Genomic DNA, 13314 nt, shown 5'->3' with positions numbered 1-13314 from the left:
CGTTAGTTCAGAATGTCAGGATCAGCCGCGCGCCGCCGCCCAGATTGCGAGCGTAGCGCACGGTGCCGCCGTTGCCGTTGACCAGCTGTCGCACCAGCGCCAGGCCGATGCCGCGCCCCTTGGCCTTGGTGGAGTAGAACGGGGTGAAGATCTGCTCGATGCGGTCTTCGGCCACGCCGGGGCCGTTGTCGCACACTTCCAGCCGCAAGCGGCCGCCGCGGCCGGGACTGGCGATCACCTCGAGCCGGGCGCGCGGCTGGCCGGCGGTGGCCTCGAAGGCGTTCTTGATCAGATTGATCAGCGCCTGTTCCAGCTGGCCGGCGTCGACGCGCACTTCCAGCGTGGCCGGCTCCACGCGGAAGCTGGCCTCGCCGCCGCGTTCGCGCCAGCCGGGCGCCACCAGCGCCTGCAGGCGCTCGAACAGCCCGCTCAGCGCCACCACCTCGGGCTTGGGTTCGGGCAGCGCCGACAGGCTGCGGTAGCTGCCGACGAAGTCGGCCAGGCTGTCGGCGCGGCGGCTGATCGCGGCGAAGGCGATGTCCAGTTCTTGGCCCAGCTCGGCCGGTATCGAGGCGGAGGCTTCCGCCAGCAGCGCGCCGGCGCTGCGCGACAGCGAGGCCACCGGCGTCAGCGAATTCATGATCTCGTGCGTCAGCACGTGCACCAATTGCTGCCAGGCGCGCAGCGTCTCGGCCTCCAGCTCGCTTTCCAGCGGCAGCAGCGCCAGCAGCTTTTCCTGCCTGCCGTCTATGATCAGGCTGCTGCTGGCGGCCAGCGCGCGCTCGACGCCGCGCTCGGTGTCGAAGCGTATCCACTGGCGTTCGTCCTGCTGTCGCAGCAACTGGCGGTACAGCGCCTCCGGTTCGCTGGCGTAGCCGGGGGCCACCAGCCGCCGGGCGCGGGCGTTCAGCGGCTCGGCCTGTTCACCGCTGAGCCGGAACAGCGCCAGCGGCGCGTGTTCGAGCCGGATCTCCTGCATGGCCTGGGCGCTTTGCCTGGCCGGCTGCGCCGGCGGTTCGGTCTCGAGCGGCGGCGCGCCGCCGCCTCGCGCGGCGCGCGACAGCCATATCAGCAACGGCAGCGCGGCGATCAGCCACAGCGTCGCCAGCCTGGGCGAGGCGGCGCAGAGTCCGGCGCCGGCGCCGCAGCCCAGCAGCAGGACGCCGCAACAGGCGATGCTTGCGGCGGAACGTTTAAAGACCATGCTTTTCCATCCGGCGGTACAGCGCGGCGCGCGACAGTCCGAGCAGGCGGGCGGCGTGGCTGACATTGCCGGCGCAGCTGTCCAGCGCCTGGCGGATGGCGGCGCGTTCCCGCTCGTCCAGCTTCAGCGGCGCGTCGCCGGAGAGGGCGCCGACGGCCGGAAGGGCGGCCGGTCCCAGATCGAAGTCGGCGGCGCTATATTCGTCGCCTTGGGCCAGGATCACCGCCCGCTCGCAGGCGTGGCGCAGCGCGCGCACATTGCCGGGCCAGTCGTGATCGGCCAGCGCCGCCGCCGCCGCCGCTGTCAGCGGCCGGGCCGGCTTGCCATACTGCGCGGCGTAATGGGCGAGATAGTGCCGGGCCAGCAGCGGGACGTCATCGCGCCGCTCGCGCAGCGGCGGCACGCGCAGCACGATGGTGTTCAGGCGGAACAGCAGGTCGCGGCGGAAATGCAGGGGATCGTGCAGCCGGGTCTCGTCCAGATTGGTGGCGCTGAGCACGCGCACGTCCAGCGCTTCCGGCCGGTCTGCGCCCAGCGGCGTGATCTGGCGCCGCTCCAGCGCGGTCAGCAGCTTGGCCTGGCCGGCCAGCGGCAGATTGCCGATTTCGTCGAGGAACAGCGTGCCGCCGGCGGCGCTCTGGAAGCGGCCGCTGCGGTCGCTTCGCGCGTCGGTGAAGGCCCCCTTGCGGTGGCCGAACAGCTCGCTGTCGAAGGTCGATTCCGGCAGCGCCCCCATGTCCACGCTCTGGAACGGGCCGCCGGCGCGGCGCGAGGCCTGGTGGATGGCCTGGGCCACCAATTCCTTGCCTACGCCGTTCTCGCCGAGTATCAGCACATTGGCCTCGGTCGGCGCGACTCTGGCTATCATCGCGCGCAGGCGGTCCATCGCGGCCGATTCGCCAAGCAGCGCCGGCGCGGTCGACGCCGCGTCCGCGCCGCCGGTCTGGGCCAGCGCGCCGGCCACGGTCTGGCAGAGCTTGTCGTTGTCCCAGGGTTTGGTGACGAAGTCCTGCGCGCCCTGTTTCAGCGCGGCCACCGCCAGCGGCACGTCGGCGTAGGCGGTCAGCACGATGACCGGCGGCGGCGCCGGCAGCGCGCGCAGCCTGGCGAGCACGGCCAGGCCCTCGGCCCCGGAGACGGCGCCGGGCGTGTAGTTCATGTCCAGCAGCACCGCGTCCGGCGTCTGCCGGGCCAGGAAGTCGTCCAGCCGGTCAGGGTGGGGCAGGTGGACGCAGTCGCCCAGCTTGCGCAGCAGCAGCCGCGCGGCCAGCGCGACGTCGGCGTCGTCTTCGATCAGCAGAATGCAGGGCTTGCTCATGGTCGTGATGCGGCAGGACAAAGGCATGATGGTGCGCGGCAAACGCCGGCTTGGCAAGCGCGATGGACGGTCCGGCGCGCGGACACTGTCCGTATCCGGACACTCGCCTGTCCGAATGCGGACGGTTTGATTGGATGGGTTTTGCAAGTCATTGAATTTAATGGGATGCAAGAGCTGGCACGCCGATTGCTGTAGTACGGGCATTCGCAATCGAGGAGGGTTCCGCCATGGCGGGCAAGTCTTTCATCCTGGCCGTCGGCGCGTTGGCGGCGTTGCTGGTTTTCGCGCTGTTCCCGTCGCCGTCGCTGGCGCTGCATTGCCATCCCGGCGGCCTGTTGCTGCGGGCCACGCTGGGCGCGCTGCAACTGCGCCTGCAGTTGAACCTGGGGGGCGGCTTGTGAGCGCCTCTCGGGAGGCGGAACTGCCGGTCAGCGGCGCGGCGATGGACGAGGCGGTGGCGCGCAAGCGCTGGTTCCGGCGCCGTCCGGCCTGGTTGCTCGCGCCGCTGCTGGCGCTGGCCGGCGTCGCGGCGTGGTGGACCTGGCAGCCGGCCGGCCTGCGCGTTGCCGCCGGCGAGGTGCAGATCGCGGCGGTGGCGGCCGGCACTTTCAGCGACGAGGTGGTTCTGCGCGCCACGGTGCAGCCGGCGCAGTCGGTGCTGCTGGACCTGGTGGAGGGCGGCCGGGTGGACGAGGTGCTGGCGCATGACGGCGACCGGGTCCGCGCCGGCCAGGTGCTGGCGCGGCTGTCCAATCCGCAGCGCCAGCTGGACTTGCTGGCGCGCAAGTCCGATCTGGCGCAGCAGTACGCCAATCTGTCGTCCACCCGCGAGCAGCTGGAGGCGACGCGCAGCGACTACCGCCGCCGGCTCAGCGATCTGGCGCTGAAGCTGAAGCAGCAGGAGCGGCAATACCGGCGCGACGCGGCGCTGGCGGCGCAGGGCTTTATTTCCGCGGCGGCGCTGGAGGATTCGCGCGATCGCCTGCAGCAGTACCGCGACGACTACCGCGACGAGCAGAAAAGCCGGGAGCAGGAGCTGGACATCAAGCGGGACGCGCTGCGGCAGATGCGGCAGGCGCAGGACGAGCTGAGCCGCGGCACGCGGATGGCGGCCGACAGCCTGGCCGCGCTGTCGCTGCGCGCGCCGATGGACGGGCAGCTGACCAATTTCAATCTGCAGGTGGGCAGCTCGCTGAAGCCGGGCGATCGGGCCGGCCGGGTCGACAGCCTGGGCAGCTACAAGCTGAACGCCCAGGTGGACGAGTTCTATCTCGGCCGGGTCCGGCGCGGTCAGCGCGCCGGCATCGAACTGGACGGCCGCACGCTGCCGGCGCGGGTCGGCACGATCAATCCGCAGGTGCAGGACGGACATTTCCAGCTGGAGCTGCAGTTCGACGGCAAGCCGGACGCCGCGCTCAGCGCCGGCCAGGGCCTGGACGGCCGGCTGACGCTGGGCGAGCCGGTGCGCGGGCTGGTGCTGCCGGCCGGCGCCTTCGTCAACGACACCGGCGGAACGTGGGCGATGGTGCTGAGCGGCGACGGCGGCAGCGCCGAGCGCCGCGCGATCCGCATCGGCCGCCGCAGCCAGACCCAGCTGGAAATCCTGGGAGGACTGAAGGCGGGAGACAGGGTCATCGTCTCCTCCTATGCCGGTTTCGGCAAGTATCGGCAGCTGACGCTGCAACCATAAGAAGAGGAAAACATGATCAAGCTGAGCAATATCACCAAGCTGCATATCGGCGGAGAGGTGCAGACCCGCGCGCTGAACGGCGTCGATCTGGAAATCGAGGCCGGCGAGTACGTCGCCGTCACCGGGCCGTCCGGTTGCGGCAAGTCGACGCTGCTGTCGCTGCTGGGGCTGCTGGACGTGCCGAACAGCGGCGAGTACTGGTTCGACGGACACAATGTGGCCGGCTGGAGCGAGGCCAGGCTGAACCGCCTGCGGCGCGGCCGCATCGGCTTCATCTTCCAGAGCTTCAATCTGATCGAGGAATTGACGGTGCGCGAAAACGTGGCGCTGGCGCTGGAGTATTCCGATGTGCCGGCGGCCGAGCGCAAGGCCAGGGTGTCGGCCGCGCTGGAGCGGCTGGGCGTCAGCCACCGGGCCGGACACCGGCCCTCGCAGCTGTCCGGCGGCCAGCAGCAGCGCGTGGCGATCGCCCGAGCGCTGGTGGCGGAACCGGCGCTGCTGCTGGCCGACGAGCCGACCGGCAATCTGGACAGCGCCCATGGCGACGAGGTGATGAAGATGCTGCGCGAGATCAACGCCGACGGCACCACCGTGGTGATGGTCACCCACTCGCCGTCGCACGCCGCCCAGGCTTCGCGCACCATCAATATGCTGGACGGCCGCGTCGTCGTCGACGCGCTGCAGTTGTGAGGAGACGGCGATGAAGGATTTGTTGCGGGATTTCCGCGTAGGCTGGCGCTGGCTGGCGAAAGAATCGGCCTGGTCGGGTCTGGTGGTGGCGGGGTTGGCGATCGGTTTCGCCAGCTGCTTCCTGTTGCTGGGCTATGTGCGTTTTTCGATGCAGTACAACCAGCATCTGGCGGAACGGGAGCGGGTGTACCAGCTGAAGACCCGGTTCAACCTGCCGGAAATGGACAAGCAGTGGAGCAGTCTGGCGCCGTTTCCCGCGGTGCAGGCGCTGAGGGACGGCGGCTTGGCGGACAAGGCCAGCATCGCCTGGGATTATGAGCTGCCGGTGCGGGTGGCCTCGACGGTCAGCACGCAGCATGTGCTGCTGGTGGACCCGGATTTCGCCGAGCTGCTTGAGCTGAAGCTGGTGGCCGGCGATCTGGGGGCGGCGCTGACGCGACCGGACAGCATGGCGCTGACCGAGGAAAAGGCCGTGCAACTGTTCGGCACGGTCAATGCCGTCGGCAAGCGTCTGAGCATCAATCGGCAGAACTATCAGGTGGCGGCGGTGCTGGCCACGCCGCCGCTGACGTCGACCCAGCCCTATTCGATGCTGAGCGGGCGCAACTTTTCGGCGGTGGACGCCGCCGGCCGCCACGAGATGCTGGACAACTGGGGCAGCATGGGCGGCAAGGTGTATTTCCGGCCGCGTCCGGGCCTGTCCGCGGAGCAGGCGGTGAGCCGCCTGCAGCAGGTGTTCGACCGCTCGTCCTTCTCGCGCACGCTGCCCGCCGGCTTCCGGCAGATGCTGGGCGGCCGGCCGCTGGCGAGCTTCGCCTCCAATTCTCTGGCCGACGTCTATTTCGATCCGGACTTGCGGGACAGTCCGATGGACATGGGCGCGCACGGCAGCCTGACGCAGGTGCTGGGACTGGCGGCCATCGGCGTGCTGATCCTGCTGCTGGCGGCGATCAACTACGTCAATCTGGCCACGGTGCGCACCGTGCGCCGCCAGCGCGAGATCGGCGTGCGCAAGGTGCTGGGCGCCAGCGTGGGCCGGGTGGCCGGGCAATTTCTGACGGAGTCCGTGCTGGTGGCGCTGCTGGCCGTGCTGTTCGGCCTGCTGCTGGCGTGGCTGCTGCTGCCGGTTTTCGGCTATCTGATGGAGCGGGAGCTTGGCGGCGTGTTTTCGGTCGGCAGCGTGTTGACGGCCCTGGCGGCCGCCGTGCTGGTCGGCGGACTGGCCGGCGCCTATCCGGCCTGGGTGGCGGCCAGGGTGCGCGCCACCCAGGCGCTGGCCGGACGCGATCAGCAGGAGACTCGCCACGGCATCTGGCTGCGCCGCGGCCTGACGGTGCTGCAATTCGCCACCGCGATGGGGCTGAGCGGCGTGACGCTGGCCATCGCCTGGCAGACCTGGCATGGCAGCCGGTTGGATCCGGGTTTCGCGGTGGACGGCGTCCTGACGATGGAGGCGGGGGGCAGCACGCCGCGGGACCAGGCCGCGCGCGCGGCCTTGCGCACCGCGCTGGCTGCGTTGCCGGGCGTCCGCGGGGCGGCCTTGAGCGGCAACAATCTGGTGGACGGCATGATGCGGATGAGCACGTTCAAGCGGGCGGACCAGGGCTCGGTCAATCTGGAGATCAGGCTGGTCGGCTGCGATTATCTGCAGACCTACGGCGTCAAGCTGTTGGCGGGACGCCTGCTTGCCGGCTGCGCGAACGGCGCCGACCAGGCCGGGGACGGTTGGGTGTTGAGCGCGGCGGCGGCGCGCGAACTCGGATTCGCCACGCCGCAGCAGGCGGTGGGGCGGAGCCTGCGCAACGAGTCCGGCAAGGCGATGCCGGTGCTGGGCGTGGTGTCGGACGTCAAGCTGCAGAGCGCGCGGGAGCGGCCGAGATCCTGGCTCTACCAGCTTGGACACAGTTCGACCAATATCGTGTCGCTGCGCTTCGGCGGCGACGAGGCGACGCTGCGCGCCGGCATCGGCCGCCTGTGGCCGCGCTATTTTCCCGATTATCCGCTGGAGATCAAAAGCGCGCGTTACCAGCTGAACCAGCGTTATAGCGGCGACATCAAGCTGGCGCAGCTGCTGGCCGCGGCGGCCGGCGTCTCCATCCTGATCGCCGGTTTCGGCATCTATGTGCTGTCGGCCTACTCGGTGCAGCGGATGACGCGCGAAGTGGTGCTGCGCAAGCTGCACGGCGCCGACGGCGGCGCGATCGTCAGGCTGATCGGCCGCGAGTTCCTGCTGGTCTTGCTGGTCGGCGCGGCGATCGGCTTGTTGCCGGCCTGGCTGTACATTCGCCAGTATCTGGCCGACTTCGTCGAGCGCGCGCCGATAGGCGGCTGGACCTTGCTGCTGTCGCTGCTGTTGTGCGTGCTGGTGGCCGTGCTGGCGGTGTGGCGCCACCTGTTGACGGCGTTGAGGCTGAGACCGGTACTGGCCTTGCGGGGCTGAGGAGGCGGGCCGCCTGCGGGCGGCCTTTTTGCCAAGGGGAAATGCGAAAAAGCCCGGCATCTGCATGCTGGGCTTTTTCTTGAATCCTGGCGTCCCCACGGGGAATCGAACCCCGGCTACCGCCGTGAAAGGGCGGTGTTCTAACCGCTAAACTATAGGGACAGCTTGGCGCACCCGGAGCGATTCGAACGCCCGACCCTCTGGTTCGTAGCCAGATACTCTATCCAACTGAGCTACGGGTGCGTATTGTTGGCGTCCCCACGGGGAATCGAACCCCGGCTACCGCCGTGAAAGGGCGGTGTTCTAACCGCTAAACTATAGGGACATGCCTGGCGCACCCGGAGCGATTCGAACGCCCGACCCTCTGGTTCGTAGCCAGATACTCTATCCAACTGAGCTACGGGTGCGCTGTTTCGCGAGACGTTGTGTCTTGCGAGAGGTCGGATAATACAGAGGGGGTTTTTGACTGTCAACACCTCGTAGGCTTTTTTTTGCAAAGCCGGTAAACTGGCCCGCTGTCCCTGTCGCGGCCGGCCAACATGATGGCATAAGACGTCGCGGCCCCTGATCAGCGAGAGCGAATCGAGATTGAATAAACTGTTTGCACAGCCCTGCGCCATCGTCGACCTGGAAACCACCGGCGGCAACATCAGCCGCGACCGCATCACCGAAGTCGGCCTGGTGCTGATAGACGGGGACCGGGTCGAACGCCTGTCCTGGCTGGTCAATCCCGGCCAGCCGATACCGCCGTTCATCGAGAACATGACCGGCATCAGCAACGAGATGGTGGCGGCCGCGCCGCCGTTCTCGGCACTGGCCGCCGAGCTGCTGGCGCGTTTGCAGGGCCGGCTGCTGCTGGCGCACAACGCCCGTTTCGACTACGGCTTCCTGAAAAACGAATTCCGTCGCTACGGCCTGCGCTTCCAGGCGCGCACGCTGTGCACCGTCAAGCTGTCGCGCCGGCTGTATCCGCAGCATTTCAAGCACAGCCTGGACAGCCTGATCGAGCGGCATGGCATCGAGATGCCGGAGCGTCATCGGGCGCTGGCCGACGCCGAGGCCGTGCATCGCTTCCTGGAGGTCGCCGGCGCCGAGCTGGGGCAGGATCGGATCGCGCACGAGGCGGCCCAGCTGCTGGCCCAGCCGGCCGAGCTGTCCAGCCTGCCGGCCGATTTGCAGCAGCAGATCGAGGACATGCCGGACTCCGCCGGCGTCTACGCCTTGTTCGGCGTCGACGGCGGCGCGCTCTATGTCGGCCGCGCGCCCAATCTGTACCGCAAGGCGCTGGCCCACTTCGCCGAGCGCAAGCCGGGACAGAAGAGCCACGAGGCGCGGATAGACGAGGCGGTGGCGCGGCTGGAATGGCGCGAGAGCCTTGGCGAGTTCGGCGCCCATCTGCTGGAGCTGCAGTGGCTGCGCCGCCTGCAACCGCTGCACAATCCGCGCGCGCGCATGATGGGCGAGGTGTGCACGCTGCAATTGTCGCCGGGCGACGACGGCTTCGTGCGGCCGCTGTCGGTGGCGGCGCAGACCATAGACTTCAGCCGCACCGCCGATCTGTACGGCCTGTTCCGCCACGCGCGCGAGGCGCGCAAGGCCCTGGCCCAGATCGCGCTGGCCCAGGGCCTGTGTCAGGCGGTGCTCGGCGTCGAGCAGGTCACCAGCCGCAAGGGCGCGCCGTGCGCCGCCTACCGCATCGGCCGCTGCCGCGGCGCCTGCGTCGGCGACGAGGGCGCCGACAGCCACAACCGCCGTCTGCAAACGGCGCTGCAGCGGCTCAGGGTCAAGCCGTGGCCGTTCGAGGGCGCGGTGGCGGTGGCGGAGCGTGACGAGGTGTGCGGCGACGTGGTCGAGCACCTGTTCGACCGCTGGTGCTATCTGGGTAGCCGCCGCAACGGCGGCGAGCTGGAGGGCGAGCCGGCCTTCGATCTCGACTACTACAAGCTGCTGGAGAGCGAGTTGCGCAAGCCGGGCAGGGCGTTGCGGCCATTGTGAGCGCTTTTGGCGGCCAGCATGAAAAAAGGCAAGCGATGCTTGCCTTTTTTCAAGTCCGGCGGTGATCGGCGCGGGGCCTACTCATGCATCGCCAGGAAGCCGCGCAGGCGGCTCTCGATGATGCGCGGGTTCTCTCCGCTGGCGATGGCGACGATGCCCTCGACGACCAGCTCCTTCATCGCCAGCTCCGACGCCACCAGGTGCTTAAGCTTGTTGGCCATAGGCAGGAAAAACAGGTTGGCCGAGCCGACGCCGTAAATGGTGGCGACGAAGGCCACCGCGATGCCGCCGCCCAGCTTGGACGGGTCGGACAGGTTCTCCATCACGTGGATCAGGCCCAGCACCGCGCCCAGGATGCCCATCGTCGGCGCATAGCCGCCGGCCGACTCCCAGATCCGCGCCGCCTGCTTGCGGGCGTGCTCGAACATGCTGATTTCCACATCCATCACCGCGCGCAGCGTGTCCGGCTCGGTGCCGTCGACCAGCATCTGCAGCCCCTTCTTGGTGAACGGGTCGCGCTGCATCGCGATCATGCCTTCCAGCGCCAGCAGGCCGCCCTTGCGCGAGGTCTGGCTCCAGTTGATCACTTCGCGGATCATCTTCTCGTGGTCGAAGTTGGGCGGGCGGAAAATCCAGCGCAGCATGCGCAGGCCGGCCATGAACTGCTTCGGCGTGCTTTGCAGCATCACGGCGCTGGTGGTGCCGCCGATGACGATCATGAAGGCGGTCAGCTGCAGCAGCGAACCGATATTGCCCCCCTCGATGGCCTGGCCGGCGACGATGGCGGTCACGCCGAGCACGATGGCGATTAAACTGATCTTGTCCACAATGTTTCCGTTATCGATCTGGTCTGAAGCCCGCCGTCATCCGGGACGGGCGTTTGATTACAGCCAGTCCTTCAGTTTCGCGCGCAGCCGGGCGATGGCCTGGCTGTGCAGCTGGCAGACGCGGGATTCGGTGACGCCGAGCACCGCGCCGATTTCCTTCAGATTCAGTTCCTGTTCGTAATACAGCGCCATCACCAGCTGGTCGCGTTCCGGCAGGAACTTGATCGCGCTGATCAGCTGCTGGCGGAAATCATCGTCGGCCAGCGAGGCCAGCGGATCGGGCGAATCGTCGTCGGCGATGTTGGCCACCGGATTGTGGCTGTTTTCGTCGTCGCTGCCGAAATCCTCGAAGTGCAGCAGCGTGGTGCCCTTGCAATCGCCGAGCATGTCCTGGTACTGCTCCAGCTCCAGGTTCAGCTCGGCGGCGATTTCCGATTCCAGCGGCGAGCGGCCCAGCCGCTGCTCCAGCCGGCAGATCGCTTCCTCGATCTGGCGCGAGTTGCGGCGCGCCTGGCGCGGCAGCCAGTCCTCGCGCCGCAGTTCGTCCAGCATCGCGCCGCGTATGCGCTGGCTGGCGAAGGTTTCGAATTGCACGCCCTGCGCCGGGTCGAACTGGCGCGCGGCCTCGATCAGGCCGATCATGCCGACCTGTATCAGGTCGCCCAGCTCCACCGAGGCCGGCAGCCGGGCGATCATGATGCTGGCCAGCTTGCGCACCAGCGGCGTGTGGGCCTCCACGTCTATCTCGACGCTGGGGGCCGTGTTGGCGTAGCCCGATCGGCGGAACGACGGCAAGGTCATAACGGTTTGGCTCCATCTGCCTCGGCCCAGTCGCGCGAGGCGGCAATCAGCAAATCCATGTATCCGGTACTGTCGCGCGCGGTTTCCGGCGCGTCCCAGTGCAACAGCACCGCGGCCAGCTGCGAGAACGCCGCCGCCGCCTCGCTGTCCGGAAAGGCTTCCATCAGCGGCCGGTGCAGCGTCTGGCTGCGGCGCACCGTGCTGTCCTGCGGCACGAAGCCCACCCAGCGCAGCGACACCGTCAGAAACTCCCCCACCACCGCCGACAGCCGGGTGAACAGCTCGCGCGCCTCGTCTAGATGGCGCGCGCGGTTGATCAGCACATTGAAGCGCTGCCGGCCGTACAGGCTGGAGAGGCGCTTGATATTAGCGTAGGCCGTGGTCAGCGAGTCGGCTGCCGGTGTTAATACCAAGATCAGATTGTCGGCCACGCTGGCCGGTATCGGATCGCGCGCCGGATCGGGCGCGTCGATCAGCAGCGCCGAGGCGTCGCGCTCCAGCGCGCCGAATTCGCTGCCCAGCCGCAGCCACAGCTGTGTGGAGAATAAGGCACGTTGCTCCGGTTGCGCATAGAGATTGATCAACTGCACGCCCTGTCTCGAAGCGATCAGCATGTCGTCCAGGCCGCCGGCGCCTATCATCTGGCCTTCCAGCGTCGCCGTCGACGGCACGCCCAGCCGCCGGGTCTGCACCTGGCCCAGACAGCAGTCCACCAGCAAGGGCCGCAGCCCGGCGTAGGCCAGGCCCAGCGCCAACTCGGTCGCCACCGTGCTGGTGCCGGCGTGTTCGGAGCCGATGAAAGCGAAGCTCGGCGCGCGCTTCTGCTGCGCGGCGAGCATGCGGAGACTGGCGGCCTGGTCCTGCATGACGCTTACAGCCATCCCGCCTGCGCCGCCTGCATGATGGGCAGCTCCTCGGCCTGCAGCGCGAACGGCGAGCCGATCTGCTGCGCGCGCATCGCGCGGTCTACCAGGAAGGCGGCGTTGGCGGCGTGCAGGTCTTCCGGCACGCGCTGGCCGTTGGTGACGTAATAGAGCTTCAGCCGGTTGCGGATGATCACGTCCAGGCTGGGACCCTGCGCCACCGCCTCGTCTATCTTGGACAGGACGCAGCCGGCCAGGCCGTCGCCGCGGTAGCGCCGCACGACGTCTTCCAGCGTGTGGCCATCGGTGTTGGCGGCCAGCAGCAGCAAGCGCTCGATCGGCCGGCCGGCGGTGCGCAGCATGTCGATCTGCGCCAGCACCCGGGCGTCGCGCTGTCCCATGCCGACCGTGTCGATGAAGACGATGTGGCGGTTGGACAGGTCGGCCAGCGTCAGTTGCAGATCGCCCTCGTTCTGGATCGAGAACACCGGCACGCCGAGTATCTTGCCGTAGATGCGCAGCTGGTCCTGCGCGCCGATCCGGTAGCTGTCGGTGGTGATCAGCGCCACGTGCTGGGCGCCGAAGCGCATCGTCGCGCGCGCCGCCAGCTTGGCGACGGTGGTGGTCTTGCCGACGCCGGTCGGGCCGACCAGCGCGAAGATGCCGCCGCGGTCCATCACCTCGCGGTCGGCGTCGGCGCATTTCAGATTGTGGGCCAGCGCCGAGCGGGCCCATTTCACCGCGACGTCGGCCTGGTACTGCGCCGGCATCTTCTCGATCAGCTGACGGATCAGCTGGGCGGAAAAACCCATCGCCAGCAGATGCTTGAACAGCTCGATGCGGTTAGGCGCCTTGCCCTCCATGTCGGACCAGGCGAAGCTGGCCAACTGGCTTTGCAGCAGGCTGCGGAGCAGCTTGATCTCGTCGTCGCCTATCAGCTTCAGTTCCTGCGCCATCTGCTCGGGCTCCTCGCCGTTGGCTTGGGCGACGACGGGCTGGGCGGGGCGGCTGGGAGGCTGGATGGCGGCGGCGCGAGCTTGCGGCTGGGCCACCGGCGGCGCCACCTGGCGCGCCGGCGCCTGCACGCTGGCTGCGGGCGCCGCTTGCGGCGGCGGGGCGTACGACGGTTCCATTCGCGGCTGCGCGGCGTCCAGCCTGGGCGGCGCCGGGCTTTCCAGCGGCTCGACCGGCATCGCGTAGGTGCGGGCGATGGCGCGGTTGACGGCGCTGCCGTTGGGCGGAATCGGCGCCGGCTGCTGCGGCCGGCTGACCACCGGCGGCGCGTTGCGCGGCGGATGCTTGCTGCTGGCGGTGGACAGCGTGCTGGCCAGATTGGCGACGTCGGCGTCGGCCACGGCCATGATCTCCACGCCGCCCCCCATGGTGGGGCGGTTGGACAAGATGAGGGCGTCGGCTCCCAGTTCTTCGCGAACTTGCCGCAGCGCGTCTCGAGTGGTCTTCCCGAAGAACTTTTTTACCACCATTG

General features: G+C 68.6%; 11 protein-coding genes and 4 tRNA genes. 5 read left to right on the top strand and 10 right to left on the bottom strand.

Annotation, left to right across the window (positions count from 1 at the left end):
* Positions 1–7: 7 nt before the first annotated feature.
* Entirely contained in the window at positions 8–1204 is a 1197-nt protein-coding gene (locus CXB49_RS17140) for a PAS domain-containing sensor histidine kinase (RefSeq protein ID WP_101709511.1), read from the bottom strand.
* Complete coding sequence (locus tag CXB49_RS17135) at positions 1194–2522, bottom strand: sigma-54 dependent transcriptional regulator (protein ID WP_101710752.1); 1329 nt, start codon at positions 2520–2522, stop codon at positions 1194–1196. The genes CXB49_RS17140 and CXB49_RS17135 overlap by 11 nt, the downstream gene beginning before the upstream one ends.
* Positions 2523–2749: 227 nt before the next feature.
* Here CXB49_RS17135 and CXB49_RS23705 point away from each other — a divergent pair, with 227 nt between their 5' ends.
* From CXB49_RS23705 to CXB49_RS17120, 4 genes are read left to right on the top strand one after another with little or no spacing between them, the layout of a single operon-like run.
* Positions 2750–2923: a hypothetical protein gene (locus CXB49_RS23705; RefSeq protein WP_158300928.1), complete on the top strand. Its 174-nt coding sequence runs from the start codon at positions 2750–2752 to the stop codon at positions 2921–2923.
* Positions 2920–4212: an efflux RND transporter periplasmic adaptor subunit gene (locus CXB49_RS17130; protein ID WP_101709510.1), complete on the top strand. Its 1293-nt coding sequence runs from the start codon at positions 2920–2922 to the stop codon at positions 4210–4212. Before CXB49_RS23705 ends, CXB49_RS17130 begins: the two co-directional genes overlap by 4 nt.
* A gap of 12 nt (positions 4213–4224) precedes the next feature.
* Entirely contained in the window at positions 4225–4902 is a 678-nt protein-coding gene (locus tag CXB49_RS17125) for an ABC transporter ATP-binding protein (RefSeq protein WP_101709509.1), read from the top strand.
* Between the two features lie 10 nt (positions 4903–4912).
* Positions 4913–7342, top strand: coding sequence for an ABC transporter permease (locus tag CXB49_RS17120; protein WP_101709508.1), 2430 nt, complete (start codon positions 4913–4915; stop codon positions 7340–7342).
* Positions 7343–7429: 87 nt separating this feature from the next.
* On the opposite strand, the gene CXB49_RS17115 is transcribed toward CXB49_RS17120, so the two are convergent.
* From CXB49_RS17115 to CXB49_RS17100, 4 genes are all read right to left on the bottom strand, one after another.
* A tRNA-Glu gene (locus CXB49_RS17115) sits at positions 7430–7504 on the bottom strand.
* A gap of 4 nt (positions 7505–7508) precedes the next feature.
* Positions 7509–7585, bottom strand: a tRNA-Arg gene (locus CXB49_RS17110).
* 7 nt (positions 7586–7592) lie between these two features.
* Positions 7593–7667 (bottom strand) — tRNA-Glu (locus CXB49_RS17105).
* 5 nt (positions 7668–7672) lie between these two features.
* A tRNA-Arg gene (locus CXB49_RS17100) sits at positions 7673–7749 on the bottom strand.
* A 181-nt stretch (positions 7750–7930) separates the two neighbouring features.
* Between CXB49_RS17100 and CXB49_RS17095 the strand changes: the two genes are divergently transcribed.
* Complete coding sequence (locus tag CXB49_RS17095) at positions 7931–9337, top strand: exonuclease domain-containing protein (RefSeq protein ID WP_233492846.1); 1407 nt, start codon at positions 7931–7933, stop codon at positions 9335–9337.
* A gap of 77 nt (positions 9338–9414) precedes the next feature.
* Here CXB49_RS17095 and CXB49_RS17090 read toward each other — a convergent pair whose 3' ends face one another.
* Genes CXB49_RS17090 through flhF form a run of 4 tightly spaced genes read right to left on the bottom strand, consistent with a single transcriptional unit; the run spans position 9415 to position 13312 of the window.
* Positions 9415–10164 (bottom strand): flagellar motor protein, encoded by a 750-nt coding sequence (locus CXB49_RS17090; protein WP_101709507.1) that lies wholly within the window; start codon positions 10162–10164, stop codon positions 9415–9417.
* 57 nt (positions 10165–10221) lie between these two features.
* Positions 10222–10965: an RNA polymerase sigma factor FliA gene (locus CXB49_RS17085; protein ID WP_101709506.1), complete on the bottom strand. Its 744-nt coding sequence runs from the start codon at positions 10963–10965 to the stop codon at positions 10222–10224.
* A complete protein-coding gene (locus CXB49_RS17080) occupies positions 10962–11846 on the bottom strand; it encodes a flagellar synthesis regulator FleN (protein ID WP_199406707.1) in 885 nt (294 codons plus the stop codon). The genes CXB49_RS17085 and CXB49_RS17080 overlap by 4 nt, the downstream gene beginning before the upstream one ends.
* The gene (gene flhF, locus CXB49_RS17075; protein WP_101709504.1) at positions 11837–13312 is read right to left on the bottom strand and encodes a flagellar biosynthesis protein FlhF; all 1476 of its coding nucleotides are present in this window, start codon (positions 13310–13312) and stop codon (positions 11837–11839) included. The genes CXB49_RS17080 and flhF overlap by 10 nt, the downstream gene beginning before the upstream one ends.
* Positions 13313–13314: the final 2 nt, after the last annotated feature.

It is taken from the genome of Chromobacterium sp. ATCC 53434, assembly GCF_002848345.1.
Lineage (GTDB): Bacteria > Pseudomonadota > Gammaproteobacteria > Burkholderiales > Chromobacteriaceae > Chromobacterium.
This window is presented reverse-complemented; position numbering and strand designations above follow the sequence as displayed.

What these genes read in the sequence shown, in the direction of transcription:
- CXB49_RS17140 (WP_101709511.1), bottom strand. Translation starts at nt 1,204, where the DNA reads ATGGTCTTTAAACGTTCCGCCGCAAGCATCGCCTGTTGCGGCGTCCTG.
- CXB49_RS17135 (WP_101710752.1), bottom strand. Translation starts at nt 2,522, where the DNA reads ATGAGCAAGCCCTGCATTCTGCTGATCGAAGACGACGCCGACGTCGCG.
- CXB49_RS23705 (WP_158300928.1), top strand. Translation starts at nt 2,750, where the DNA reads ATGGCGGGCAAGTCTTTCATCCTGGCCGTCGGCGCGTTGGCGGCGTTG.
- CXB49_RS17125 (WP_101709509.1), top strand. Translation starts at nt 4,225, where the DNA reads ATGATCAAGCTGAGCAATATCACCAAGCTGCATATCGGCGGAGAGGTG.
- CXB49_RS17120 (WP_101709508.1), top strand. Translation starts at nt 4,913, where the DNA reads ATGAAGGATTTGTTGCGGGATTTCCGCGTAGGCTGGCGCTGGCTGGCG.
- CXB49_RS17085 (WP_101709506.1), bottom strand. Translation starts at nt 10,965, where the DNA reads ATGACCTTGCCGTCGTTCCGCCGATCGGGCTACGCCAACACGGCCCCC.
- CXB49_RS17080 (WP_199406707.1), bottom strand. Translation starts at nt 11,846, where the DNA reads ATGGCTGTAAGCGTCATGCAGGACCAGGCCGCCAGTCTCCGCATGCTC.
- flhF (WP_101709504.1), bottom strand. Translation starts at nt 13,312, where the DNA reads ATGGTGGTAAAAAAGTTCTTCGGGAAGACCACTCGAGACGCGCTGCGG.